Source organism: Bacteroidia bacterium, from assembly GCA_041391665.1.
Lineage (GTDB): Bacteria > Bacteroidota > Bacteroidia > J057 > J057 > JAGQVA01.
The window spans coordinates 1,215,344-1,240,352 of sequence record JAWKNO010000002.1; the positions used below are offsets into that span (position 1 = coordinate 1,215,344).

Sequence of the window (25,009 nt, forward strand, 5' to 3'; positions counted from 1 at the left end):
GATGAATGTACAACCGATAGAAGTTTCGCTGCAGTATCTGGCCCGGGCATTAGAAACCCGGCTAAAACTGCATTTTGGACAAAAAGCGGATTATGCTCATTTGGGCGAAATTCCTGCTCCTGCTTTTGAAGGGGAAGAAACCCCATTCACCACATTTATTGACAAATACCAGATGTCTTTCGAGGAATATGTGGTATTGATGCTGGCAATGGCCCCACATATTCAGCCGCATTTTTTCGACACGATTATTTCTTCATCTATTCCCGAAGGTGGGGATTTTCCGCAGATCGGCGGCGTCCGGGGACAGCAGTTTCGCGGATTCCTCCCCACGGGTGAAACTGCGCTGTTTCTCCTTGCCGGAGATAATATGCAGCGTCGTTTTGAAGTAATGCAGATTTTTGCTGAGGAGCATTTTTTTTCCCGCGAACATATTCTCCACCTCGAATCGCCCAAAGAGGATGAGCCGGAAACCAGCGGGCGGCTGCGACTGGCTCAGGAATATGTCGAGTTATTTACCCTGGGAGCAGCATCCCGGCCCAAATTTGGGCTTAATTTCCCTGCCAAAAATATTTCGACGCTGATGGACTGGGAAGATTTGATTTTGAACCCCCAGACCCAAAAACAGATAAGAGAACTGGAAAGCTGGATCAAATATGGAGATGTGATTCTCAACGATTGGGAGATGAAGAAGCGTATCAAACCGGGTTTCCGCGCTTTGTTTTACGGCCCTCCCGGTACAGGAAAAACCTTGACGGCGAGCTTGTTGGGAAAATATACGCAACGAGATGTGTATAAAGTGGACCTATCTATGGTCGTCTCCAAATTTATCGGTGAAACGGAAAAAAATCTGTCCAGTTTATTTGCCCGTGCGGAGAACAAAGGCTGGATATTGTTTTTTGATGAGGCAGATTCCTTGTTTGGAAAGCGAACCAATGTTCGGGATGCGCATGACAAATACGCCAATCAGGAGGTTTCGTATTTGTTGCAAAGAGTCGAGGACTACGACGGTCTGGTGATTCTCGCTTCCAATTTTAAAGGAAATATCGACGAAGCTTTTATGCGTCGTTTTCAGTCTGTCATCCATTTTCCGCTGCCTAAAGCCGACGAACGGCAAAAATTGTGGGAAAAAGCCATTCCCCCGGTCATTACAGTTGATCCGGAAATCGACCTTTCGCAGATTGCCGGAAAGTATGAGCTTTCAGGTGCAAATATTATGAATATCGTGCAGTATGCCTGTCTCCGAACAGTAGAGCGAAACGGCAGGAGCTTTAAACTGTCGGAAATTATGGAGGGAATTGCCAGAGAATTTGCCAAAGAGGGTAAAGTTGTCTAGAAAATGGTGTTTGTTCGGGGATTCTGTTAATTTGTCAGCGTTTTAGCCGAATATGAAAAATTACAGATTTCCCACATTGATTATGGTTGTCATCTTCTTATCGGGATGTACCAACCCTTCAGGAAATTCTTCCTCCGGAAAAATAGCCACCGATAGTCTGACGGTGGCACAGGGGAAGGAGTTGTTTATTCAGAATTGTTCCGCCTGCCATAATTTTCGGCAGCGGGGAATTGGTCCTAATCTTGCGGGCGTAACCCGCATGGAGAGTGCGGAGTGGTTGGCCAGTTTTATCGCCAACTCTCAGCAAATGATAAGTGCGGGCGACCCGCGTGCCGTGAGTCTGTTTGAGGATTACAAGATTCCCATGCCTCCGTTTCCTACTTTGGGCGAAAAGAATATCGCTTCGCTCATCGCTTATATGCACACATTTGAAGCGACGGAATCCGTTTCCCTGAATGCTGAAAAAGCACTGGAAAACCCCATCCCGGCGCCTGTTGAGGCCTCCGGGATTACCCTCGTTGTGGAGCCTTACGCGAAAGTACCTGCTTCTGCCGCCCAGCCACCCCTGGCGAGAATCAATAAGATGCTGCCGATGCCTGGCACAGACCGATTATTTATTCACGATCTTCGGGGAAAATTGTATGAAATTATCGGAGACTCTGTCCGCACTTTTCTCGATATCGCGAAACTTCGAAAAGACTTTATAGAAAAACCCGGACTGGGTACCGGTTTTGGGAGTTTTGCCTTCCATCCGGACTTTGCGTCCAATGGCCTTTTTTATACGACCCATACTGAACCCCCTGCAACGGCTCCTGCTGATTTTGCCTTTGAAGATTCTATCAATGTAACCCTTCAATGGGTGCTGATGGAATGGCGTCAGGCTGACCCTTCATCAGATCATTTTTCAGGAACCGGAAGAGAAATGATGCGGGTAAATATGGTTACGGGCATTCATGGATTTCAGGATATAAATTTTAATCCGCTGGCAAAAAAAGGTAGCTCTGAATACGGATTGTTATACCTGGGTATTGGCGATGGCGGTGCAACCGGAGAAGGATATGGGTTTGTTTGCCACGACCGCAGGCGCATCTGGGGCTCGGTAATAAGAATCAATCCCGCCGGAAATAATAGCCGGAACGGGAAATATGGTATTCCCGCAGACAACCCTTTTGTTGCCGACCCGGATACGGAGGTGGTGAAAGAAATTTATGTTTTTGGTTTTCGCAATCCGCACAGAAATACCTGGGACCGGGAGACGGGTAAGATGCTGATCACGGAAATCGGGCAGTCCAGTATTGAAGAAATAAATCTTGCCGTTCCTGGTGGCGACTATGGCTGGAATCAGCGTGAGGGAACTTTTATGATTATAGGCCAGGGCCAGATCGATAGTGTGTACGCGCTTCCTGAAGATGATTCACGGGGTAATTTTATTTATCCGGTCGCTCAGTTTGACCATGACGAAGGGAATGCGATTTCCGGAGGTTATGTATATCGGGGAAAAAATATAACCCTTCTTCAGGGTAAATATCTATTTGGTGATGTGGTAAATGGCCGTTTGATGATGGTGTCTGCAGACGATTTTCACCTAGGCAGACAGGCAACCATTGCTGAATTGTCCCTGGAGGTTGAAGGAAAAAAACAAAATCTGATAGAAGTAACCGGAAACAAAAGAGTAGATTTGCGTTTTGGTCAGGATCAGGAAGGAGAATTATATATCTTCACCAAAGCTGATGGGAAAATATGGAAAATCACAGACGCTTTGAAACAATAAAAAATAACCATATCCTTTAGATATACACGGTCAAATAAAGATTATGGACAATTCTTCCCTCACCCGGGAGCAAAATCAGGAAGCGATGCAGGAAAAACCGCGCTTCAAATGGCCTAAATGGTGGATAGATCTCCTGGTGGAACTTGCCGGACTATACCAGTTTATTGTAAGGTTTTTTCGCGAGCTCTTTCATCCGCCATATGAAATGAAAGAGGTCCTAAACCAATGTTATATCATTGGTTATAAGACTTTGCCACTGATCGCATTTACCGCTTATGTCGGTGGGATTGTGTTCACCCGTCAGTCTCGTCCCAGCCTGGAATCCTTTGGGGCTGTTTCCTGGCTCCCGTCGCTTGTCGGTGTGGGAATCATCCGCTCTCTCGGCCCGCTGATTGCAGGACTGATTGGCGCAGGGAAAATTGCTTCGAATATTGGCGCCGAACTAGGCTCTATGAAGGTTACCGAACAGATTGACGCGATGGAGGTTTCGGGGACTAATCCTTTCACTTTTCTGGTGATCACCCGGGTACTGGCATGTTCACTGATGATCCCCATTCTGGTAATGTTTTGTGATATGATTGCCCTGATGGGCGGATTTACTTCCGTGTACGTAGGCGAAGGGGTGAGCTTTTCACTATACTTCACACAGGCTTTCAGTACGATAAAAATGGAGGACATTTTTGCCTCTTCATTAAAATCTGTTTTGTTTGGATTTGCCATTGGTATTATTGGCTGCTATAAGGGATTTCATTCGGAAAAAGGAACCGTAGGCGTCGGAAAAGCAGCCAACTCTGCGGTAGTTATGTCCATGTTTATGGTGTTTGTCATTGACCTGTTTACGCTTCAGATCATGACATTTATTAGAAACCTGCTATATTCTTAATCCATGCCACATATCCTGAATCAACGCTCCACCCGTACTTTTTCCTATGAAGGTCGTGAAGTGGTTATCGAAATCGAAGGGCTGAATAAGAGTTTTGGAGACAATCACGTGTTGAAAAATATCAGCATGAAATTGTTTGAGGGGGAGAACCTGGTCGTACTTGGCAGGTCAGGAACCGGGAAGTCGGTTTTAATCAAATGTATTGTCGGTCTGATGAAAAGTGATTCGGGCATTTTGCGTGTAATGGGTCGTGACGTACCGGAGATGAACTCCTTTGAAATCAATACGTTGCGGAAAAAGATCGGATTTTCCTTCCAGATGTCAGCCCTGTACGACTCGATGAATGTCAGAGAAAATCTGGAATTTCCACTCAAACGCAATGAGCCTAACTTAAATCAGGGCGAGATCAACGATAGGGTAGAAGAAGCCCTTCACAACGTAGGATTGTTATACGCGATTGACCTCATGCCGGTAGAACTTTCCGGGGGGATGCAAAAACGCGTGGGAATAGCCCGGACGCTGATCCTTAATCCCAGCCTAATGTTGTATGACGAGCCTACCGCTGGTCTTGATCCTATTACGGCAGGAGAGATCAACGAATTGATACTCAGCGTTCAGGAAACCTACCATACGTCTTCGATTATTATTACCCACGATATTACCTGTGCCCGGATGACCAGCAACCGGATCAATTTTATGTACGAAGGGGAGTTTGTTCTGAAAGGCACCTATAATGAGCTGTCGGAAAACGAAGACCCGCGGATCAGACCATTTTTTGAATATTGATTACGAAAATCGAATAAGTTATATGAATCAGGAAACTATTAAACAGGCGAAACTGGGCAGCTTTGTGCTCGTCGGACTGATTTTATTTATCATTGTACTAGCCCTGGTGGGACGGCAGCAGAACGTATTTGAGCGAAATTTTCGCCTTCAGGTACGCCTAACCAATGTTCAGGGACTTCAAAAGGGAAGCAATGTATGGTTCTCCGGTGTGAAAATCGGTATTGTTAAAGATGTGGTGATTGAAAGCACTCAGTCGGTTTTGCTTGAATTGAAAGTAAGCAGAACCCTTCAGCATTTTATCAAAAAAGATGCTAATGCAAAAATTGGCTCTGATGGGCTTTTAGGAAATAAAATTGTCATCATTTCCGGTGGAACGGAAGAAGCCCTCGCCGTCGAAGATGGGGATATGATTGATGCTTCACAAGGCGGCGTCAATACAGACGAATTGATGGCCACATTTAAAGTAACCAATGACAACCTCGCAACCATTACCACCGATATCAAAACTATCCTGGCGGATATTCAGGGAGGAAAAGGGAGCATTGGAGGAATTATTCAGGATTCGGTTATGTATGATGAACTCCGCGCAAGTATTGCCTCAGCCGCTGCAGCCAGCCGCAATACTGCCAAAGCTACCCAGGGCCTTAATCAGCTGGTTTCAAGGGTAAATGCCGGTGAGGGAATGGTGGGCGCTGTCCTCAATGATACGAGTTATGAAGGCCGTATTGACCGCACCCTCGTGGACGTTAGTAAAACTGCTGACGAAGCAGCCAAAACCGCAGAACAACTCAATAAACTTACCCAGGATCTTCAGATCATTATGGCCGGCCTCGATGATCCGAATGCCCCAATGGGCATGATGCTCAAAGACTCTGTGTTTGCCAATAACCTGCAGGAGAGTATGTCCAACCTTAAAAATAGTTCCGACGAACTGGATAAAACGCTGGAGGCTGCCAGAGAAAGCTTCTTGATGCGTAAGCGCATTTTTAAGAAAAATAAACCTGAGTAGGGTTTTGTTAATCCACGGCTACCTGACAAGCTACCCCAAAACATGATGTTGCAACTTTGTTTTGAAATCACTTGCAAATCAGGTAGTTATTTCATAAGTTGGATTTCAAACTAACTCAATCCTTATGAAAAAATTTTTTCCCTTCACGCTTCTGATTATTGGGGTATTTTTTGGCTGCACCCAAAAAGAGCTGGTTCAGCCCATTGCTCAGGAAAAAATTGAAACCTGTAACCTTCACACTCAGGCTGTGGTAGAGTATCGCGAGGCCGGACACAATTCCAGCCAGCCGTTTCTTTATCTGGTTTTGGTGAATGAACAAGGCAACCGGTATCAGGATGTTTTTCCTGGCGGACTGACATTAGAGGGTGCATATGAAGTGGGAGATAAAGTGGAAATCACTTTCCACTATGGATTTAGTGGTGATTTGGTTTATATCAGTGCCTGCGGCAACGGCGATGCTGAAAACCCGGTCTACGAAAGAATGACACAGATTGTCGTCTGTGGCATTAAGGCTAATTCCTGAGAAAACAGCTATTCTTCAAAAGAAATTAATACTCCCGGAGATTTTTCTCCGGGAGTATTTTGTTTCAGACGATTTGCGAATCAAAGATTATTTTCCAAAGCTAAATCGTTCATCTATTGAAATTTATTGGTAATCCGCTTCTTTTTCCTGAATACTTCACCATGCATGTAAAATCCCTATCTCTTTCTTTCCTTTTGCTCCTGTTTTTTCGCGCACTTCTGGGTACGACAATCCATATCCCTTTAAATTACCCATCTATTCAGGCCGGAATTAACGCTTCATCTTCAGGGGATACGGTTCTGGTTGCTCCGGGGACTTACGCTGAGTCTGTTACGCTTTCTCACAAGGTTGTGCTCGCATCCTGGTATATCAATGCGGGGGATGACAGCTATATCAGCACAACAACCATCGATGCGGGCGGGGCCGACTTTGGTATTTCTATCCCGCAAAGTGCTTCAGATGGATCTTCCATTATTGGATTTTCTATTAAAAATGCTGATGACGGAATTCGGCCTTACCGCCGTTTTAATCTGCTTCACTGCCATCTGAGTGGTACGGCTGACGGGGTCGACTACTCAACAGGAAGTGGCGGCTTATGCCAGTTTAATATTTTTGAAAACAATTCGGATGATGGGGTGGATCTGGATGGGAAGGTCGATATCGTTATCGCAGATAACATAATCAGAAATAATGGTAACGATGGCATAGAAATTCGCCTGCACGCTTATTCTGGCTCCAATGTATTAAATTGCGTAATCACCCGGAATAATATCTATAATAATACAGGTGATGGCATTCAGTTGATCGATTATAATAATCCGGAGATCACGAACCGGAAGTTTTTTATCAGCTACAATTATATTCATGACAATGTCCAGGCTGGATTAGGGTGTATGGGAAATGCCAACACAGATGAAAATTATGAGGGAGCGAGTATTGAAGAGGGAATACATTTATTTAATAATACCTTCGATCACAACGCTTACGGGCTGACAGGTGGAGATAATCTCGTAGCACTCAATAATATTTTTGCCAATTCGACCAACGCCGCCGTGCGGAGAGTGGATGGCAACTCTGTCGTAGCTTATAGCCTTTTTTACAATAATGGGGTCAACAATGATAATTCGAATGTCGATGATAATAGTACGATTCTGGGCGACCCTTCCTTTGGCCCCAATTTACAATTGCAAGCCGGAAGTCCGGCAATAGATGCAGGCATTGCCCAATACACATGGCAAAGTAATGTTGTATTAAATCTCGCAGCAGGGGATTATAGCGGGACCGCACCGGATAGGGGTGCTTATGAATTTTATACTTCTACCGGATTGCTCCCAAAAATCCTATCCGCTTCAAATGTTCAATTTTTCCCCAACCCTTTCAGGGAAAAGTTTTCAGTAAAAATCGATCATACAAAATCAACCCGGATGTCTGTACGGGTAATAAATGCAATGGGACAGACCATATTTTCGGGCAAAAATTATCCTGTCAATGAAGCTGTTGAGATCAATGCAGATGAATGGGCTTCAGGGTATTATTATTTTCTGTTTACCACAGATGATGGATTTACCTTTCAATTAAAGGCAAAAAAGTCATAGGCTCAGGTGATATGGGTTCTTTTGATACACATTTCCCGGTTGTACCTTTATCGATTGATCTAAGAGTATTTCTGTATCTAAAGCACCATTGCCATGAAATTATTTTTGAAATTTTTATTTACCGTCACCTTCGGATTGATTGGTTTATCCGCTTTTTCACAGGATGACAAAGCGACCCGGATAAACTTCTCCGATGAAGACAACCTCCTCATTCAGTCGTTAGCGCTATATCCCGATGCCACCATAAAGGTGATTCTGGAAGCTACCATGCAGCCGGACGCGTTGGTAAGAATTGGATCGGTAAGGAAAAATACAGAATCCCAGTTCAGGAAAATTATTGCTCCTTTCAACCAGGATGTGCAGGCTCAGTTTTATGAATTGGCCCGCTACCCAGATCTGGTGAGTGCTTTGGTTTTAGATGGAAAACAAAGCAAATTGGATATTATGGCGATTTTGGCAGGATTCCCGGAAGATATTCATGCGGATGCGCTGGATTTGGGGCGAAAGAGGTATAAAGAGCTTGTGGAAATTCATCAACTTTTGGAAACTGCCAACCAATCCTTCCATGCCATTGCTGATGAGTATCCTTACGAGGAGAAATTGGCACTTGAACAGTTGGTCCAAATGCCGGATGTATTGGATATATTGATGAATAATTTTCAGGCTACCGTAGCCCTTGGCGGAATGTATCGGCGAGATCCTGACAGGGTATGGTATTTGGCGGATTCTGTGCAGACAGAAGTTGCCAACGAAAGAGTCCGGGAATTGGCCGACTGGAAAACAGATCTGGAAAATGACCCCGAAGCGCAACAGGAACTTCAGGCCGCTGCTGCAAATTTTGCAGATGAAAATGGCTATGACTCAAGGACATATCGCGCCCCTTTGAACGAAAATGATTTTTATCATCAATATCCGATGCCTTATCCGTCCTACAGCTATTGGTTTGGGTACCCCTGGTGGTATTCGCATGCCATGTGGTATCCCCTGCCTTACTGGTATTACTGGGGATTTTATTATGGTCCTGGTGGACAGATGGTTATTTATGATCTTCCCTCATGGTATTTTCTGGATTGGTATTTTTCCACCAGCTACAACCATTATTATTATCCGCATCTCTCCCATCGATACCTGACTCATTACGAACACCACCGGACCTCCACGCTTTCAGCTACTTCCCGGATCAGGGACTGGTCTGAGCAAAACCGTTTCGCAAGTTCTGGAGACTGGCTGCAAAATGATCCCAACCGCGTTGAGCGGCTCCGTGACTTTGGTGCACGTGACGCCAATCATCAGGTGCGTCAATTGCCCGATACCCGACCACGTAGTAACCCTGTCTACACTCGTCCGGCAGAAAATCGCCAGGTCTTTACCCGGCCCAACGACTCCCGTCAGGCACAGCCATCGGTTACTCCTCCCGTAAGGCGCGATATTCGCAGGGATCCGGCTATCAACCGGGCGCCCGAACACCAGGAGCAAATTCTGAAACAACGCGTGCCCTCAAGAGTGGGTGAGCCCGGGATTTCACAACCCCGGCCAACCGCTCCGCCCCGTACGGTTACCCCGCAAAGGCAAACCCCTGTGATCAAAAAAAGGAATTGACAGTGCGATAAGATAATGTATGAGGCAAGCATGCAAGAAGGTGAAAGAAAAATTAGGTATACTTAATAAAGATTTACATCTGATTTTTCCTTCACCTTAATTATTTCTTTATGAAAAGCATGCTACACCAAATCCTCGCCGACAACAAACGCGCCGAACACGAAGACGCAATGGCGATCCAAAAGGAAATTGAAAACCCTGCTACCAGCGACTCCCGCCGCAATTTCCTGAAAAGAACGGCCCTCGGCGGCATGGCGATCACCAGCCTGATGGGAATGTCAATCGGAGACACCATCGCCCAAAGTACCAGTAAGGTCAACCGGTTTTCCAATCCGTCGGATCTTAAGATCACCGATATGCGGTATGTTACCATTTCCAATGGCACTTCCTTCACCAATGCGCGAAATGTTCTCATCCGCATCGACACCAACCAGGGAATTTATGGACTGGGAGAACTGCGCGACGGGGCAGATCCACGCTACGGGCTTTTCCTGAAAAGCCGCATCCTCGGCATGAACCCCTGCAACGTAGAGATGCTCTTCAAAATTATCAAACCATTTGGCGGACATGGTAGAAAGGCTGGCGGTGTAAGTGGCGTTGAAATGGCGCTTTGGGATCTGGTTGGAAAAGCCTATGGCGTGCCTGTATGGCAACTGCTCGGAGGAAAATACAGAAATAAAGTACGCCTTTATGCTTATGTTCCCGCTCACAGTTCCCGGAATATGGACGTGGAAAAATTTAAGGCAGATTGCAAAGTGCGCATGGAAGATCAGGGGTTTACCTGGCTGAAAATGCACCCGGGTATTGGCGTTTACAGCGATGTGCCGGGAACGACGGTCAATACCCCTTTTATTCCGGGTTTTAAAGACAACAATGCCGATGACTACCTGTCTTATCAAAATACCCGGCATGCCTTTACCGGAATTCAGGTTACGGATAAAGGACTGGATTTGCTCTCCAATTATGTGGAGACGATCCGCAATGTTGTGGGGTATGATATTCCCCTTTCCGCGGATCACTTCGGCCATTTTGATATCAACAATTGTATCCGCGTCGCCAACGCACTTGAAAAGTTCCGACTGGCTTCGCTGGAAGACTTTGTTCCCTGGGACAGTATCGATCAGTTAAAAATGATCACCGATTCGATCAATTCGCCAACCATTACAGGCGAAGATATATTTGGAAAAGAAGCCTTCCGCAAACTTTGCGATGTGCATGCAGTAGATATTGTGCATCCGGACATGGGAACTTCCGGAGGTATTCTGGAGACCAAAAAAATCGGCGATTATGCAGAGGAGACCGACATTGCGATGAAAATGCACTTTGCCGGAACGCCAGTTTCTTTTATGGCGAATGTCCATTGCGCAGCAGCGACGCAAAACTTCCTCGCCCTGGAAATGCCGACGCAGTGTGTGGACAATCCGTGGTGGCCCAAACTCGTCAAAATGGTTGGCGAACAGCCCCTGTACACCAAAGGATTTGCCAACGTGCCTTCAGACGCGCCCGGACTCGGGGTCGAACTCAACGAAGAAGAACTCAAAAAACATATTCACGAAGAAGATAAGAGCTATTTTGCCCCGACACCTGACTGGGATGCCAAACGCTCCCATGACCGGTTGTGGAGTTAAGCCTTATTTGGATAAATCATCCTGTAGCCTGAGAAATCGCATATCTTCAGGCTACAGGTTTCTTTAGATTTGGAGAATGAATAAAGTAGTTATGAAAAATTTACTGACAATACTTCTCATTTTATTGCTAGGGCAAATACAATTTTCGTCCTGCACTTCTCCTTCTCACCACAGCAGTCAGGTAACCGAACGACTTCCCGACAGTGTGTATATGACTCAGGGAAAAACCATAGTTGGCGCAGTGTTTTCCAAACTATCGGGCGAGCTGAGTGTGGCGATGCAGGCTGGGGGAGTGGAGAAAGCTGTGCCGTATTGCAATGCAAGAGCCTATCCGCTTACAGACAGCCTTGCTGAGGTATATAAAGTTTTTATTAAAAGAACTTCCCTGAAGGTGAGAAATCCCCAAAATGTGGCCGATAGTATGGAAAATGCAATCATCAACACCTATCTGCAGAAAAAAGCACAAGGCGAGCCATTGACACCTATGGTTGTTGCGGTTTCTGAGAGTGAAACCCGGTTTTTTGCACCGATCATCCTTGCGGCTCCCTGTCTGAAATGTCATGGAGATATAGAAAAAGATATTTCACCGGAAAAATATGTATTCATAAAAGATCTGTATCGTTCCGATGAAGCAACCGGTTATGCAGAAGGAGATTTGCGCGGCATTTGGTCTGTAGCGTTTCGTTAATTATGAAAAAAATATTCCCGTTCACAGTATTGCTCCTCCTCCTCACCGGATGCACGAACACATCTCCGTCGCTTTTCACCATTGGTAATGAGCAGATTCGTGTGCAGGTAAGTGCTGCCGGCGCTGAACTTAGAAGCATCAGGACTGTGCATGAAGAGCGAGAATACATTTGGCAGGCGGATTCCAATTATTGGTCCCAATCGTCGCCAATATTATTTCCGGTAATCGGCAGATCGTATGAAAATGCTTACCTGTATGACGGGGTGCAGTACCATATGCCGCAACATGGTTTTGCCATGAATTATGACTGGCTATGTGTTTTTCAGGGCGAAGATAGTCTCGCTTTTGAATTCCGCGCCAATGAAGAAACCCGGAAGTTATATCCCTTTGATTTTGTATTGGACGCATCCTACAAAATCAGGCATAATCGTCTGGCCGTGTATTATCAGGTTCGAAATGAAGGCAATAGGCCTATGCCTTTTGTAATTGGCGGTCACCCCGGTTTTAATTGTCCGATGGGAGAAGCTGTTCCTCAAAGTGCTTATAAGCTGGTTTTTGAAAAAGAAGAATTCCTGTACCGTTATTATCTGGCGAATGCGATACCGGACAGCGCTTTATTTCTCGACCATCAGAAAAGCATTCCGATCAGCAAGACGCTGTTTGAAAGCGGAGCCGTCATTTTGAAAAATCCCCAATCATCCTGGGTAGGTTTACAGCGCCCTGACGGGAGCATCTATCTGAAACTACATATCGAAAATTTTCCCTATCTCACCCTTTGGACAAGTATGAAAGAAGAGGCACATTTTATTTGCCTGGAACCCTGGATGGGTTTACCCGGACAGCGGGAAAGTTTGCAGCAGATAACCGACAAGGAAGGGGCTATTGAGCTTGAACCGGGAGAGGCTTTTGCCACTTTCTACGAGATTGAGGTGGGGGAGAACTCTCAAGGTGGGAAAATGTAAAATTTTCTCATCATGATATTTCATGAGAAAGTTTGCAGTTCCCATTTATACTTGCCTAATTCTAAACAAATCGAGTTATCCACATAATCGTGAATAAATATTTTGTAATTTTTATTAACCCAGAGTAATAAATGTCGTATATTTGTACAGTCATTGCAATATTCGCAATGAAAGTTTTTTGACATTGTACCAAAGGGTACGGCTTGGTAGAAAATGGTTATAGTTGACCGCACCATACGTGAAGCGGATTCAGTTCCGTAATGACACTTTGTGTCATCCTTAGGGAGGGCATCTTCTCATCTCTCGTCCATTAACCGGTACAGAGATAGCAAGATTTCATATCTTCTCTATTCATCTCCTCATTAAAATTTGATTACGTCATTTTATTGATTTGATGGGACAATTTTTTTAAAGGGAGTAAGGAAATGTGTATAGGGGGCGTGGTAGATCGCGAGAACGGCAACTAGCTAACCGGCTGGGACAAACGGCGAACGGTTCGTCGTTCTTAGCAACATTATTTTTTCAATATGAAAAATAACAAATTTTCTACCTCAGACCTGATCCTCCGTCTGGAGTTGATCTTGTCAGAAAGCCGCGATCTACCCGCGAGAGACGTAAACACCATCAAAGATTGCATTGAAGTGCTTAAAAACACAGAAGATGATAATCAGTCATACGGATGGATACTCAAAGTAGCAATTGAGATCCTTCCTGAGCTTATGAAGGTTTTTATGAATATGGATTTGTGAGACCAGTGATGAATGATACGATAAGCACAGAGACATTATTCTTTCGCACCCCTTCCATTTTTCTTTTTTTAATAAAACTATCATGCAACTTGGTCAAACTATAGAATCTTTACGCAAAAAGCGTGGTCTCAATCAGATTGAAATGGCCAAATGTATAGGCATCTCTCAAACTTACCTTTCGCAAGTTGAGAATAATCGGAAAGACCCAAACCTTTCAGTACTTAAAAAGATTGCATCTTGTTTGGAGACTCCTCTCCCAATAATCTTCTTTCTCTCTTTAGAAAAGGAAGACGTGCCGGAAAATAAAAAAGCAGCCTTTGATGTTTTATTTCCAGCCATTGATTCAATGGTTAAAGAATTTTTTACCAGGCAATTAGCAAAGCCATGATTATTAGATCAAAAAAACACCTCACTCAAATACTAGGGATTTCTTGGGAAAAACTGGTAGAAGTGACTGATAACATTGATCGCTATTACTATAAAGACGCTAAACAGAAGACATATAAAGATGGTAGCCCAAAGCGACATGGTGTGTCAGGAAAAATTAAGTGGAGAGTGCTCCACCCGAGCATTAATGATCTTAAAACTATTCAGAAACGAATACACCACAGAATTTTAAAAAAATTAGATTATCCTACTTACATGATGGGAGGCATAAAAAAGCGTGATAGCGTACTCAATGCTAGGCCTCATATGGGTAAGAAAGATAAATTGCTTACCGATATGAGTAACTATTATCCCTCTGTTAAGAACAAGTGGGTATATCATGGCTTGATTGCTTATGGTTTTTCTCCTGACATTGCTTCAATTTTAACCAAATTAACAACTTTTAAGGGTTACGTTCCTCAAGGTGCTCCTACTAGCTCAGATGTAGCGAATATCGCCTTCAAAAACTTGATTGGTGATCAACTGAACGAATTCTGCGTGGAGAATGGGATCACAATGACTCTGTATGTTGATGATATTACTTTTTCTAGCCAGAAGGATTTTGAACATCTCACGCCTCTACTTCTCAAAATGATAACTGATGCTGGTTTATACTACAGCCAAAGAAAAACTGGATATACCAGGTCAAAAAATGTAATTATTACAGGTGTTAAAACAGGAAATAATCAGCTTAACGCACCTGATGATTTTGTAGAGAATAAGTTGAAGAAGCCAGAAAATTTCAATGAAAATCAACGAAAAGGTCACAAGAATCGCTTTGAGCGGATTCGGAGGATTAGTAAGCAAAAATTTAATGCTCTTGGATTATTCTTTTGAAACAGGATATGGGACAATCAAAATCAAAGATTAATCAAAGAGAGCTTTATCAATGTTATTTAACATGTTGTTCATTGCGAAACTCTCGACATATTTTACAATTAAAAACTTAACCAATTTTCAGCTAACCCATACTCTCGAAAAATCTCCTCCCAACGCTCCCTTGATCCCTGAAAAAATACTGTTGCCTCCTCCGCCGCAAACTTCTCATTCATCTCGGCATTATTAGAAAGATAGTTAAATGATCCCTTGATAGTCAACTCATCATCTTTGATAAGAATTTTCCGATGAGTTCCGGACAGCTCGATCATGTTGTTGTTAAAGTGATCAGGTAGGTTTACAAAGTAAAACTGCTGTCCATACTTCGATTTTAGGTCCCGCAATTTTAGAATTACCTCCTCATGATGGTCATTCCGACCATCGATTCCATAGAGAATGCAAACCTTTACCCCCCTTTCGAGGGCTTGCTCCAAATCAGGAAACAACCGCTCTGTGGCCTTGCGAATCCAAGGAGACTCAATCAGGATGGCTTTCTTTGCATTTCGGATTGCATTAAGAACGGCCTCTCTAATCTCAAAATTGACCAATTCTCTATATCCTTTTTTACCAGCCCCGGTCTTTTCTTTATTGACTTCCTGACGCTCTTTTTCAAATTCAGACTGATGTTTGAGGGCCAGCTTTGCAATGTCCTCATCGTAGAAGGCATTTGGCTGATCTCCCAGCCTTTCCTTTACGATCTTGACCTTGTCTTTGAGTTCTTTCTCGCTGGATGTAAGAACTTTCCAGTAGATCTCTCCGCTGGGATTATCCTTTTCGGTGTAACCAAGTACGAAATGCTCCTCATAAAACAAGTCTCCCCAAAGAATACTCTGTTTGTTTTTTGCAAAGTCCACGAGTTCCTTGCCTTTATTTTCCATCTGGTACACCTGGCAAATATCTACCCAATGCTCATTGAGCCATTTGAACTCGGGACGATTCCCGTCAAAGATCCCGGTAAACTTAGTCTCAACCCTGATATTTTGGAATTCCCTGGAAAATTGGATCTCGCCGGTGGTTCCATCGATTACCAATTCGTAATCAACTGTTTCTGTAATGCTTATCCAGGCATTTCCATTGAGGATTTCTTCTCCTTTTGTATTCAGCCAATATGCACCTTCCTTCCCCAGATAGATAGCTCCATGGCGGGCCAATTCGTATAATTCGCGAAGGATAAAATAAGGAGGCTGGAGACCAAGAAAAGTTTTAATTTCATTTTCAGTATTCATCCCTGCCTGAATCAGTCTCAAAAGAATACTGTGGACCTGGCTGGTATCTTTTTCCGGTTTCCCAGCTGAAATGAGAGATAGTTTAACTTTGTAATATGGGAAGGCTATCTTTTGTAAGTAGTTCAGGGTGAAACGATCACCAAATTCACTATCAAACCTTCGGGCCATTTCCTTATCTGATAGCTGCTTCGGCCTGATGATTTGGGGATTCGACTTTTTGTCTGGTTTTTGTCCCTGGGGACGGTATTGCTTTTGCCGATATTTGCTTCCTTTAGCTCTGTTCTTATCCATGAGTCACCCCCTTTACAGAATTAATTGTTTTTCCACTTTCGTGAATTTCCTGGATTAAAAGCTGGATTGGAGCTTTAGATTTATCCTTATTCGGATTCATTCTGGGAGCATGTATTGTATTATGCACATCTCCAACAACAATCAGTACCTGTTTGACCCTTGAAAATGCCACATTGATTCGATTCGGAATTTCAAGGAATGCCAAATGGTCCTGGTAATGGCTACGAACGATATCAAAAATGATGATATCTTTCTCAAGGCCCTGAAATGAGTCAACTGTTGCAATGCTAACTCCCGTTTCGGCTGACTCAATATCTTCATCCAGAATAAGGCTTTTGAACTTGTTTTTTCTTCTAGCACTTGAGAAAAGGTTCTTAATTCTCCTTATTTGGGCCCCATATCCGGAGATTACCCCGATGGACAATTTCTCAATCCCAGGAATCGTGTCTAGTTCCAGTAACAAATCAATGATGATATCCGCATTGAATTCGTTGAATGAAGAGTGGCTATCTTTTTCCTTTTGATGGAAATTATCCGTACCTGTATCCAGCAGGTATAGTGGCCGTCGAATCATTCCTATTTGGACTGGTTGGCCCTTTTTCTCCTCTGCGGTTTTGATTTTTAGATTATGAGGTTCAGGCTCATAGAAATATTTAGATATAAGGTCACTTACAACTTCTGGCATCCTCCGTTGAATGTCAAGCGCTTCGACATAATCCTCAGGAGCTCCCCGGAACATCATTTCAAACAGGCTTGGGTGATCTTCATCCAGGTAAGTCTGGTCAGGGTTTTCAAGTAATTCTTCTTTGAATTCCTTGCTAACGTCTTTCAATAGTTGCTTGTTGGTTGTCACGATCGGCCTCAATTGCAAATGGTCACCGACCAGGACAATCTTCTTACCCATAGAAATGGGAACAAGTGATTCTGCTGGAGTCGCCTTTGCGGCCTCGTCCATGATCACATAATCAAAATCAAACTCAAATTTTGCATAAGCTCCCGAGGCGATATGGTTACTGGTTGCCCCGATGACATTGACGCTATCCACCATTTTTTCAACTAGGTCACTTTCCTCATTGAGATTACTCAACAGGCGGGTCCAATCCTTGCTGATCGACATAAGAGGGCCCAAATTGCCTTTTTCTGAAGCGTTGGAGATTTTTTCTCCAACTGCCGCTTCCAATACGGCCCGAGATGATGTCTTGTTCAGGAGGTCCTTATGCTTTTTAAATCGTTCGATCGCATTTTCAATGTTGGGCTTGATCTCTCGGTTCCAATCCTTCCCGGATTCTAACTCCTGGTAAATAAAGGCCAAGGCTGGATCAATATTTGCCTCTTTTTCAAGCTTTCCGATTTGAGCCCGGTGACTATCCATGGTCCGGTCGGCCCAGGTTCGGAGACTATGGTTGAGGGCGAATTTCTTGATTGAGGGTTGCTTAATTCTGTCTGGATTTCCAAGTCGAATGACAGGGAGTTTTGCCTTTGCGAGCTTTTGAAGAACATTATCTACAGCAAAATTGGATTGAGAAGTAACAAGAATCTTCGCCCGGGGATCAATTTGAACAATTTGGCGGATGGCCTCAACGATCACAGTGGTCTTTCCGGTCCCTGGAGGTCCCTGGATCATGGTAATTGGATCATTAAAGAGGATTTTCCGGACCGCTCTGTCCTGTGCATCATATAAAGTCAGAGGCTTATTACCTTCTCCGCGGCTGATCACTTTGGATAATTCAGCGAGCATAGGAAGATCTTCTGGCAGCATCTCAGGGTTAAAGATGTAAGCGCATAAATCTTTATTGTTGAAATCCCCATGTTTAAAAGCTTTGATCGCCTTCAATTGACGGGCAAATTGAACTTCCTGTTTGGAAACGTCTTCGCGAAGTTCACCATTCCGAAATTCAATACCTTCCGTACCCCTTCCCGAATCTCTAACAATAAGATTCATTTCTTTGCCTGAAAATCGAACTGCATTTCCGATAGAAATTGGCCGCCGATTTTTTTCCTCGGTTCCAGGGACAATCAATTCTACATCTTCCCGATTGGGATCAGTTGATTTCTGAATGAAATCATGAACATATTTCCAGTGTTTATTGGAAGGGAGGTCAAGTTTGAAGGTGATTTCACTTCCTTTTTGAGAAAACTCCTTATACTTCACAGAAAATGCATTTTTCCGTAAATAATCCAATTCGCCTTCAAGGAGTTTGGTGTAGAAATCCAGGGTTTCTTTTTGTCTTTCAGTAAGTTTGACTGAGGAGAACCTGTCAGAGAATTCATCAAAATAATGATCGAAAAGTGTCGCAACGTCCAACCATTGGTCTGTGTATCGATTGATGGAATTTACTTGCAGGAAGTCGAAATCTAAGGGGATTCCATTTTTTCTGACAAAATTGTAGCTACGCAGATTCCCTTCGTCCAACTCGCTTCTCCTTTTCAGGTACAGTAGTTTCAATGAATTTTGCTCCACAAATCCCTTTGGGGCATAGAAATTTTCAGTAGTTAGCCTAAACCTAACCTGGGCCTTTGGATTGAAGCCTCCTGGATCCTGGTACTTTTCGTCATCAATATGGATCATGCATCCTTTTTCGTTCAGCTCTTCAAAAAAATCATCTAAATTAAATTCAGGTTTTTCATTAAGATAAACTGCCGCTGGAAATTGTCGGTCAATTAAAAGAGCCTCCTGAAAAGAAGAGAGGTGAACAAGGATATCTGAGTATTTTGGATATCTATTTCGTGGATTAATGGCGATCGATTTCGTTACGATCTCTAATAGGCTATTCACTGGATATAATGGAAGGGCCTCAACAAGTACGGCTCCGAGGTCGTTCAGCCTTCGTTCATTATTCTGATCGGCAGAAAATGCATCTTCCCCTAGCATCCAATTCAGCATGCAAAGTCCGAGAGAATAAAGATCGGACCTGATCTCGATCGGATCCTCCTTCTTTTGAATAACCTCGGGTGCCGTAAAGGCAACTGTATGGCTGAGCTCGTACCCTGACTTACTCAATGTCCTTGCTAGGTCAACCAAGCCAAAATCAATTAAGACTGGTTGATTGTCCCTTTCTATTCGAATATTTTCAGGATGAATATCTTTATGGAAAACTCTTCGGGATTGAGCTTCACTTAATGCATGAACAAGAATTTTCCAGCATTGAACTATTTCAAGAACTTCTTTTTTGGAGACTATCGGACCTTTTCCAATTTGGCTTTCCAGAGATGTTTGATTTTCAAGGAAGGGATATACAATAAAGAAGTGTCCGAGCTCAATATCAAATCCACTGTCCACCGGCGCATTAATGGCTGGAGAATTCAAACGCCCCAGCTTCCTTGCCATATCCCGAAATGTCCTTTGAGCTCCTTCTGTAGGTTGCAACCCTTTTATTACTTTACAGAAAAAACACTTCTGGCTTTCAGGATGTTGCACCTCAAAAGTCCAGCTATGAGCTCTTTCTGACAATTGTCGTATTATTGCGTATTTTCCAATTTGGATTATTTCTGGCATAGTAGTGTTCAATCGATATGCTTTACCCAGCAATTTTAAGATATCAAAGAATAAAATGGAAAAGCAGACATTTGTGGTTTCTAAATAATAAACCCACTTTGTCTTACAAGTCGAGATTTATATGTAAATTTATACAAATTGATCCAAACTCCAGGCATTTTTAAACAAAAAGAGCGATAAGAAGCCCTAAGTGGCGATGGCGGAAGACAACGATATAAATAGTATTCAACCTCTCTTTTTATAATGAAATTGTATTTTTATACCTAAATACCTAGCTTCATTGACTTACGCCAAAGAGCGTTCCAAGTTAGTACTTGATGATCCTCTAATGGGGCAAATGCCACAAGTCCATCAAACCTCACTCACTTCTATTTAGAAGTGTAGTATTCCTCCGTCGCTTATTAAAATTTATAATTTTGATAAGCATCCTTCTGAATCGCCCCCCTGTCCTTGGAGGATTAAGAGTTTTTTCTTTGTAAGCGGAGAGGGAGGGATTAGCTTCGCTGATCCCGGAGCGGGATTTAAAACACAAACAAACCAAAAATTCCCGATCCTTGGGGATCGGGAACCTTTGATTTGTTTGCGGAGAGGGAGGGATTCGAACCCTCGGTTCCGCAAGCGGAACAACAGTTTTCGAGACTGCCCCATTCGACCACTCTGGCACCTCTCCGAAAAGCGCCCGCAAGTTAAAACATTTTTTCGGTGAAATAAACCGCCTTAATATTTATTGTGCCGGTCCAGTTCTCTTTTTGAGTCGCGATCTTTGATCGAATCTCTTTTGTCATGGATTTTTTTGCCTTTTGCAAGGGCAACTTCGATTTTGGCGAGGTTCCGGTCGTTAAAAAATACTTTGATGGGCACAATGGTATAACCTTTTTGCTCAATCGCTTTTTTCAACTTCTGCAACTCTCTTTTTTTCAGCAGTAGTTTTCGCTCCCGGGTGGGGACATGATTGTTATAGGAACCTTCAGTGTATTCGGCAATGTTCATGCCCCAGATATACAACTCTTCCCCCTGAAAAGCGCAGTAAGCTTCCTGCAGGTTGACTTTGCCATTCCGCAGAGATTTGACTTCTGTTCCGGTCAGCAAAACCCCTGCATCAAACCGCTCTTCCAGTTGATATTCAAACCCTGCTTTGCGGTTGCTTACGATCGTGGTATTTCTTCCTTTAATAGTCACCTTTATAGGTTTTATAAATATTTCTCTTCAATAATCTGTCGGTGATACTGCACATGCCCACCGATAATATAAAAAACGGCGCGACAGGATACGGGTTTACCGTTTGCCAGGCCTATTTGTTCAAAACTTTCTTCCGGCATTCCGTTGATCAGACTGAGTGTGGCTGTTCGTACGGTCGAAAATTCCTGAATGAGGTCATCCCAGTTTCTGAAAGCAAATTTTCCCGATGGAATATAGTCATCTTGCTCAAATCCTTCAATGGGTGTTTCATCTCCACGCCCGATCCGAAGCGCCCGATAAGCCATAATTCGCTCGCAATCAATTATATGACCCAGTACTTCTTTCAGTGACCATTTGCCTTCGTCATAGCGGTAATCGTGTTTTTCGGAGGGAATTTGCCTGAAAAAAGATTCTATTGCAGCCTGTTGCTGGTTGAGATAGGATTTTATTTCTGCCTCTTTGGGTATCAGCCGGATATAGCTGAAATAGTAGGGCGCGTATTCATCGGGTAGCGGATAGCCAGTCATCAAAAAGTTTTTTTGTCTGTAAATGTTTGATTTAACCTTCTGTCTTTCTCACGAGTGTCCGGTAAGTGTAGGCAAATTCATTTTTTTCGTCTGCCTGATGAGATTCCACTTCCGTGATTTCCCAGTTTTCTACGTTGGAAAGATGAAAAAAGGTATCTCCTTCTACGTCTGCATGAACTAAAGTTTCATAAATCTTCGAAATGTAACCTTTTTCTACTCCTTCCTGAAATAATGCCGTTCCTCCTACGATAAAAATTTCGGTAGTATCCTCACAAAGTTCGATGGCCGATTCGAGTGAATGTGCCGTTTCTGTGCCTGGTGCGGAAAACGCCGGATTGCGGGTAATGATAATATTTCGTCTGCCCGGCAGGGGTTTTCCGATAGATTCGTAGGTTTTTCGCCCCATCAGAATCGGTTTTCCCATCGTCAGTTGTTTGTACCGCTTCAGATCCGCCGGCAGCCGCCAGGGGATCGATTGGTCTTTTCCGATAACCGCATTTTCTGAAATAGCGTATATGGCACTGATAGTTGGCATATTTTTTTGAGGCTGAAAATACTATATCTTTGCGGGATGAAAAACTATTGGCTGATTGCTGTGATGATTTTGTTGCTTGGCTGCGGTGAAAACAAACCTGAAGGCATCATTCCGGAGGAAGAAATGGCCGCCGTTCTCGCCGATATCCATATCATGGAAGGGGTCGGCGACGCCAATATTCGCCAGATAAAAGCGCGGAAAAATTTCAGGGAAGATATGCACGATGAAATTCTGAAAAAACACGGGCTTGACCGGGCAACATTCTTTAAGAGCTACGAGTACTATATCAAAAATCCAATCCTGATGGATTCCATGTACTACCGGATGATCAAAGAATACGATGTCAAAATGGAGCAATCCTACGACAAATCCTACGGTAATGACGATCCTAATGTAACTAAACCCGGTGCAGCGGGCATTCAATAATGAAGTGTGTTCACCCACATACATTCGAAAAACTTGGCTTTGATGAAATTCTGGCTCATGTGGCAGACTACGCCATGAGTGAAGAAGCAAAGGCTGAAGTTCTCCATATTCGTCCGGAAAAATCGGCAGAATCTATTCTCTCCGAATTACATAAAGTCCGCGAATTTAAAGATATCCTCGACTTTGGCGACCCTTTTCCTGCGCTTCGTTTCAGCGCGGTTTCGCCCATTCTCGCCCAGCTGGAAGTTGTGGGAAACTGGCTCAATCGCCAGGATTTACACGCTTTCCTCGGTTGGCTGGTAATCATTCGGGAGGTTACTCATTATCTCCGGCAGCGAAAAGATAAATATCCGGAATTGCATGAGTTGGTCAATCATCTGGCTTTTGATGCGGGACTGATCAAAAAAATAGAAGAGGTACTGGACGAAAGAGGCAATATCCGCGATAATGCCTCCCCGGAGCTGGCCCTCATTCGCAAGCAGCTGATTTCTACTGCCAACGATCTTCGCAATACTTTGTATAAAGTGCTTCGTATAGCCAATGAGCAAAACTGGAGCACGGAGAAAGAAATTACTATCCGCAACGACCGTTTGGTCATCCCGGTAAAAGCTGAAGCCAAAAACCAGGTGGCGGGTTTTATTCAGGATGTATCTCAGACCGGCGGAACGGTTTATGTCGAGCCGGCAGAGGCGCTTCCGCTCAATAACCGCATGCGCGAACTTCAGTTTGGTGAGCAGAACGAAATCATACGCATTCTCCAGAAAATCTCTGCGGTTATTCGCCAGTCTCTCGAAGGGTTGCGCGGGTTCCGGGAAATAATGACCCATGTGGATATTATCCAGGCCAAAGCCCGGCTGGCTGTGGATCTTGATGCCGGCCTTCCCGCTATTGAACCGGAAGGTGAAAAGCTGGATATCATTCGGGGATATTATCCGCTGCTCGTCCTTAAAGCCAAACAAAATCCTTTTGAGGTTGTGCCGCTCAATCTGAAAATGGATACCACCGACCGTATTGTGCTGATCTCTGGTCCCAATGCCGGAGGGAAGTCTGTTACCCTGAAAACTATCGGGCTGCTGCAACTGATGCTTCAGTCGGGGTTTTTGATTCCCGTAGATGAAAGCTCCGTTTTCCGTCTGTTCGATTCTCTGTTTCTCGACATTGGCGACGAACAATCCGTAGAAAATGACCTGAGTACCTATACTTCTCATCTGTTTCAGATGCGGAGAATGGGCGACCGGATGAACCGTGGTTCACTTTTTCTGATAGATGAGTTTGGAAGCGGAACGGACCCCAAACAAGGTGGCGCCATCGCTGAGGCATTTTTGGAGCGGTTTGTGCGTCAGGGTGCATTTGGCGTCATCACCACACATTATGGAAATCTGAAAGAATTTGCAGAAATCACCCCTGGGGTGATGAACGCCGCGATGGAATTTAACACCCGCGAATTAAAACCTACCTATACGCTGGTCAGCCATATGCCTGGCCGGAGTTATGCTTTTGAAATGGCAAAAAGGGTAGGGGTTCACTTTAGCATTATCCGGAATGCGCGGAAAAAAGTGGGGACAGATGAAGTTGAAGTAGAAAAACTTTTGCGGGAGCTGGAAAAGAAAAATCAGGAATTTTCCCGTTTGGTGAAAGAGAATGCAGATAAGGAGAAAAAGCTGGACGAATTGGTGGCAAAACACACCTTGCTTTCCGGTGATCTGGAAAAAAACCGAAAACAAATTATCCGTCAGGCAGAAACCAAAGCGAAAGAAATCATAGAGGGCGCCAACCGAAGAATTGAACAGACAATACGCGAGATCAGGGAAAAGCAGGCCGAAAAAAAATCTACCCAAAAAATAAGGAAAAGACTGGAAGCCTCTATTCCGGAAATTACGCCGCCTGATCCGGAAGAATTGCTGATTACTGAAAAGCTGCCGGGAAAAGAAGGAAAAGAAAGTGCCGGTAGTGGTAAAAAGTCAAAAAAAGAATTCAGGATCGAACCGGTTTTAGGAGAAATTCCCGCGGAGGGCGACTGGGTAAAATTTGCAGATTCCAATTCATATGGAAAACTGATCGAATTGCAAGGCAATCGCGGAGTGGTCGAATTGGGAGAAATGCGCCTGACTGTAAAAACAAAACAGTTGGTGAAAATCAAGCCGCCTAAAGAGAATAAAAAATCGGGTGGCTACCGTTTGATCGGCGACTTTTCCGTTCCGGCAGGTCGTTTTAAGATCGACCTTATTGGCAAACGTGTGGAGGATGCATTGCCCGAAGTGGACCGATATCTCGATGAGTCCCATCTTGCCGGACTTCATACCCTCCGCATCCTGCATGGCAAGGGAAATGGAATCCTCCGTGATGCGATACGCAACCACCTGGCCGGCCAACGGCTGGTGAAAAGCATCAAAGATGCCCCCGTCGAAGAAGGCGGCTCCGGCTGGACGATTGTCGAACTGGTGAGCTAACCATTCATCCTAACAAAAACCCCCTCATCCGAAGGGATAAGGGGGACACAC

At 44.1% G+C, this 25,009-nt stretch carries 21 protein-coding genes and 1 tRNA gene; 16 read left to right on the forward strand and 6 right to left on the reverse strand.

Translation table 11 applies throughout. The annotated features are described in order from the left end of the window. The first annotated feature begins 1 nt into the window (after position 1). From R3D00_16695 to R3D00_16760, 14 genes are all read left to right on the forward strand, one after another. Positions 2 to 1,333 (forward strand): ATP-binding protein, encoded by a 1,332-nt coding sequence (locus R3D00_16695; protein ID MEZ4774826.1) that lies wholly within the window; start codon positions 2 to 4, stop codon positions 1,331 to 1,333. A gap of 52 nt (positions 1,334 to 1,385) precedes the next feature. Further along, positions 1,386 to 3,104 carry a PQQ-dependent sugar dehydrogenase gene (locus tag R3D00_16700; GenBank protein MEZ4774827.1) on the forward strand — a complete coding sequence of 573 codons (1,719 nt, stop codon included), beginning with the start codon at positions 1,386 to 1,388 and terminating at the stop codon, positions 3,102 to 3,104. 43 nt (positions 3,105 to 3,147) lie between these two features. Beyond that, positions 3,148 to 3,987 (forward strand): ABC transporter permease, encoded by an 840-nt coding sequence (locus R3D00_16705; protein MEZ4774828.1) that lies wholly within the window; start codon positions 3,148 to 3,150, stop codon positions 3,985 to 3,987. A gap of 3 nt (positions 3,988 to 3,990) precedes the next feature. Next, positions 3,991 to 4,773, forward strand: a complete 783-nt coding sequence (locus R3D00_16710; GenBank protein ID MEZ4774829.1) for an ATP-binding cassette domain-containing protein — start codon at positions 3,991 to 3,993, stop codon at positions 4,771 to 4,773. A gap of 22 nt (positions 4,774 to 4,795) precedes the next feature. Further along, on the forward strand, positions 4,796 to 5,782 hold the full coding sequence (locus R3D00_16715; protein ID MEZ4774830.1) for an MlaD family protein: 987 nt from the start codon (positions 4,796 to 4,798) through the stop codon (positions 5,780 to 5,782). A gap of 124 nt (positions 5,783 to 5,906) precedes the next feature. Next, positions 5,907 to 6,305, forward strand: coding sequence for a hypothetical protein (locus R3D00_16720; GenBank protein ID MEZ4774831.1), 399 nt, complete (start codon positions 5,907 to 5,909; stop codon positions 6,303 to 6,305). Positions 6,306 to 6,466: 161 nt separating this feature from the next. Further along, entirely contained in the window at positions 6,467 to 7,900 is a 1,434-nt protein-coding gene (locus R3D00_16725; protein ID MEZ4774832.1) for a right-handed parallel beta-helix repeat-containing protein, read from the forward strand. Positions 7,901 to 7,993: 93 nt separating this feature from the next. Next, positions 7,994 to 9,499 carry a hypothetical protein gene (locus R3D00_16730; protein ID MEZ4774833.1) on the forward strand — a complete coding sequence of 502 codons (1,506 nt, stop codon included), beginning with the start codon at positions 7,994 to 7,996 and terminating at the stop codon, positions 9,497 to 9,499. 110 nt (positions 9,500 to 9,609) lie between these two features. Next, positions 9,610 to 11,127, forward strand: coding sequence for a mandelate racemase/muconate lactonizing enzyme family protein (locus R3D00_16735; protein ID MEZ4774834.1), 1,518 nt, complete (start codon positions 9,610 to 9,612; stop codon positions 11,125 to 11,127). A 91-nt stretch (positions 11,128 to 11,218) separates the two neighbouring features. Then, positions 11,219 to 11,815, forward strand: coding sequence for a DUF3365 domain-containing protein (locus R3D00_16740; GenBank protein MEZ4774835.1), 597 nt, complete (start codon positions 11,219 to 11,221; stop codon positions 11,813 to 11,815). A 2-nt stretch (positions 11,816 to 11,817) separates the two neighbouring features. Further along, positions 11,818 to 12,777, forward strand: coding sequence for an aldose 1-epimerase family protein (locus R3D00_16745; protein ID MEZ4774836.1), 960 nt, complete (start codon positions 11,818 to 11,820; stop codon positions 12,775 to 12,777). Between the two features lie 527 nt (positions 12,778 to 13,304). Next, positions 13,305 to 13,526 (forward strand): hypothetical protein, encoded by a 222-nt coding sequence (locus R3D00_16750; GenBank protein MEZ4774837.1) that lies wholly within the window; start codon positions 13,305 to 13,307, stop codon positions 13,524 to 13,526. Between the two features lie 82 nt (positions 13,527 to 13,608). Next, complete coding sequence (locus R3D00_16755) at positions 13,609 to 13,914, forward strand: helix-turn-helix transcriptional regulator (GenBank protein MEZ4774838.1); 306 nt, start codon at positions 13,609 to 13,611, stop codon at positions 13,912 to 13,914. Next, positions 13,911 to 14,789: a reverse transcriptase family protein gene (locus R3D00_16760; GenBank protein MEZ4774839.1), complete on the forward strand. Its 879-nt coding sequence runs from the start codon at positions 13,911 to 13,913 to the stop codon at positions 14,787 to 14,789. The genes R3D00_16755 and R3D00_16760 overlap by 4 nt, the downstream gene beginning before the upstream one ends. A gap of 101 nt (positions 14,790 to 14,890) precedes the next feature. Here R3D00_16760 and R3D00_16765 read toward each other — a convergent pair whose 3' ends face one another. The 6 genes from R3D00_16765 to R3D00_16790 all read right to left on the reverse strand — a co-directional run bounded on the left by R3D00_16765 (position 14,891) and on the right by R3D00_16790 (position 22,082). Continuing rightward, positions 14,891 to 16,345 carry a phospholipase D-like domain-containing protein gene (locus R3D00_16765; protein ID MEZ4774840.1) on the reverse strand — a complete coding sequence of 485 codons (1,455 nt, stop codon included), beginning with the start codon at positions 16,343 to 16,345 and terminating at the stop codon, positions 14,891 to 14,893. Continuing rightward, entirely contained in the window at positions 16,338 to 19,841 is a 3,504-nt protein-coding gene (locus R3D00_16770; protein ID MEZ4774841.1) for an AAA domain-containing protein, read from the reverse strand. Before R3D00_16770 ends, R3D00_16765 begins: the two co-directional genes overlap by 8 nt. 583 nt (positions 19,842 to 20,424) lie before the next feature. Beyond that, a tRNA-Ser gene (locus R3D00_16775) sits at positions 20,425 to 20,511 on the reverse strand. A gap of 47 nt (positions 20,512 to 20,558) precedes the next feature. Further along, positions 20,559 to 21,020 (reverse strand): SsrA-binding protein SmpB, encoded by a 462-nt coding sequence (gene smpB, locus R3D00_16780; GenBank protein ID MEZ4774842.1) that lies wholly within the window; start codon positions 21,018 to 21,020, stop codon positions 20,559 to 20,561. An 11-nt stretch (positions 21,021 to 21,031) separates the two neighbouring features. Next, positions 21,032 to 21,547, reverse strand: a complete 516-nt coding sequence (locus R3D00_16785; protein MEZ4774843.1) for a DinB family protein — start codon at positions 21,545 to 21,547, stop codon at positions 21,032 to 21,034. Positions 21,548 to 21,578: 31 nt separating this feature from the next. Then, positions 21,579 to 22,082 carry a dihydrofolate reductase gene (locus tag R3D00_16790; GenBank protein MEZ4774844.1) on the reverse strand — a complete coding sequence of 168 codons (504 nt, stop codon included), beginning with the start codon at positions 22,080 to 22,082 and terminating at the stop codon, positions 21,579 to 21,581. Positions 22,083 to 22,118: 36 nt separating this feature from the next. On the opposite strand from R3D00_16790, the gene R3D00_16795 reads away from it, so the two are divergent. Together R3D00_16795 and R3D00_16800 are read left to right on the forward strand one after the other, a co-directional pair. Further along, complete coding sequence (locus R3D00_16795; protein ID MEZ4774845.1) at positions 22,119 to 22,508, forward strand: DUF4296 domain-containing protein; 390 nt, start codon at positions 22,119 to 22,121, stop codon at positions 22,506 to 22,508. Beyond that, positions 22,508 to 24,958 (forward strand): Smr/MutS family protein, encoded by a 2,451-nt coding sequence (locus R3D00_16800; protein MEZ4774846.1) that lies wholly within the window; start codon positions 22,508 to 22,510, stop codon positions 24,956 to 24,958. The genes R3D00_16795 and R3D00_16800 overlap by 1 nt, the downstream gene beginning before the upstream one ends. Positions 24,959 to 25,009 lie beyond the last annotated feature (51 nt).

Bases quoted from the DNA above. Each gene is read 5' to 3' on its own strand.
- R3D00_16695 (MEZ4774826.1), top strand. From the start codon at position 2: ATGAATGTACAACCGATAGAAGTTTCGCTGCAGTATCTGGCCCGGGCA.
- R3D00_16700 (MEZ4774827.1), top strand. From the start codon at position 1,386: ATGAAAAATTACAGATTTCCCACATTGATTATGGTTGTCATCTTCTTA.
- R3D00_16705 (MEZ4774828.1), top strand. From the start codon at position 3,148: ATGGACAATTCTTCCCTCACCCGGGAGCAAAATCAGGAAGCGATGCAG.
- R3D00_16710 (MEZ4774829.1), top strand. From the start codon at position 3,991: ATGCCACATATCCTGAATCAACGCTCCACCCGTACTTTTTCCTATGAA.
- R3D00_16715 (MEZ4774830.1), top strand. From the start codon at position 4,796: ATGAATCAGGAAACTATTAAACAGGCGAAACTGGGCAGCTTTGTGCTC.
- R3D00_16720 (MEZ4774831.1), top strand. From the start codon at position 5,907: ATGAAAAAATTTTTTCCCTTCACGCTTCTGATTATTGGGGTATTTTTT.
- R3D00_16725 (MEZ4774832.1), top strand. From the start codon at position 6,467: ATGCATGTAAAATCCCTATCTCTTTCTTTCCTTTTGCTCCTGTTTTTT.
- R3D00_16730 (MEZ4774833.1), top strand. From the start codon at position 7,994: ATGAAATTATTTTTGAAATTTTTATTTACCGTCACCTTCGGATTGATT.
- R3D00_16735 (MEZ4774834.1), top strand. From the start codon at position 9,610: ATGAAAAGCATGCTACACCAAATCCTCGCCGACAACAAACGCGCCGAA.
- R3D00_16740 (MEZ4774835.1), top strand. From the start codon at position 11,219: ATGAAAAATTTACTGACAATACTTCTCATTTTATTGCTAGGGCAAATA.
- R3D00_16745 (MEZ4774836.1), top strand. From the start codon at position 11,818: ATGAAAAAAATATTCCCGTTCACAGTATTGCTCCTCCTCCTCACCGGA.
- R3D00_16750 (MEZ4774837.1), top strand. From the start codon at position 13,305: ATGAAAAATAACAAATTTTCTACCTCAGACCTGATCCTCCGTCTGGAG.
- R3D00_16755 (MEZ4774838.1), top strand. From the start codon at position 13,609: ATGCAACTTGGTCAAACTATAGAATCTTTACGCAAAAAGCGTGGTCTC.
- R3D00_16760 (MEZ4774839.1), top strand. From the start codon at position 13,911: ATGATTATTAGATCAAAAAAACACCTCACTCAAATACTAGGGATTTCT.
- R3D00_16765 (MEZ4774840.1), bottom strand. From the start codon at position 16,345: ATGGATAAGAACAGAGCTAAAGGAAGCAAATATCGGCAAAAGCAATAC.
- R3D00_16770 (MEZ4774841.1), bottom strand. From the start codon at position 19,841: ATGCCAGAAATAATCCAAATTGGAAAATACGCAATAATACGACAATTG.
- R3D00_16785 (MEZ4774843.1), bottom strand. From the start codon at position 21,547: ATGACTGGCTATCCGCTACCCGATGAATACGCGCCCTACTATTTCAGC.
- R3D00_16790 (MEZ4774844.1), bottom strand. From the start codon at position 22,082: ATGCCAACTATCAGTGCCATATACGCTATTTCAGAAAATGCGGTTATC.
- R3D00_16795 (MEZ4774845.1), top strand. From the start codon at position 22,119: ATGAAAAACTATTGGCTGATTGCTGTGATGATTTTGTTGCTTGGCTGC.
- R3D00_16800 (MEZ4774846.1), top strand. From the start codon at position 22,508: ATGAAGTGTGTTCACCCACATACATTCGAAAAACTTGGCTTTGATGAA.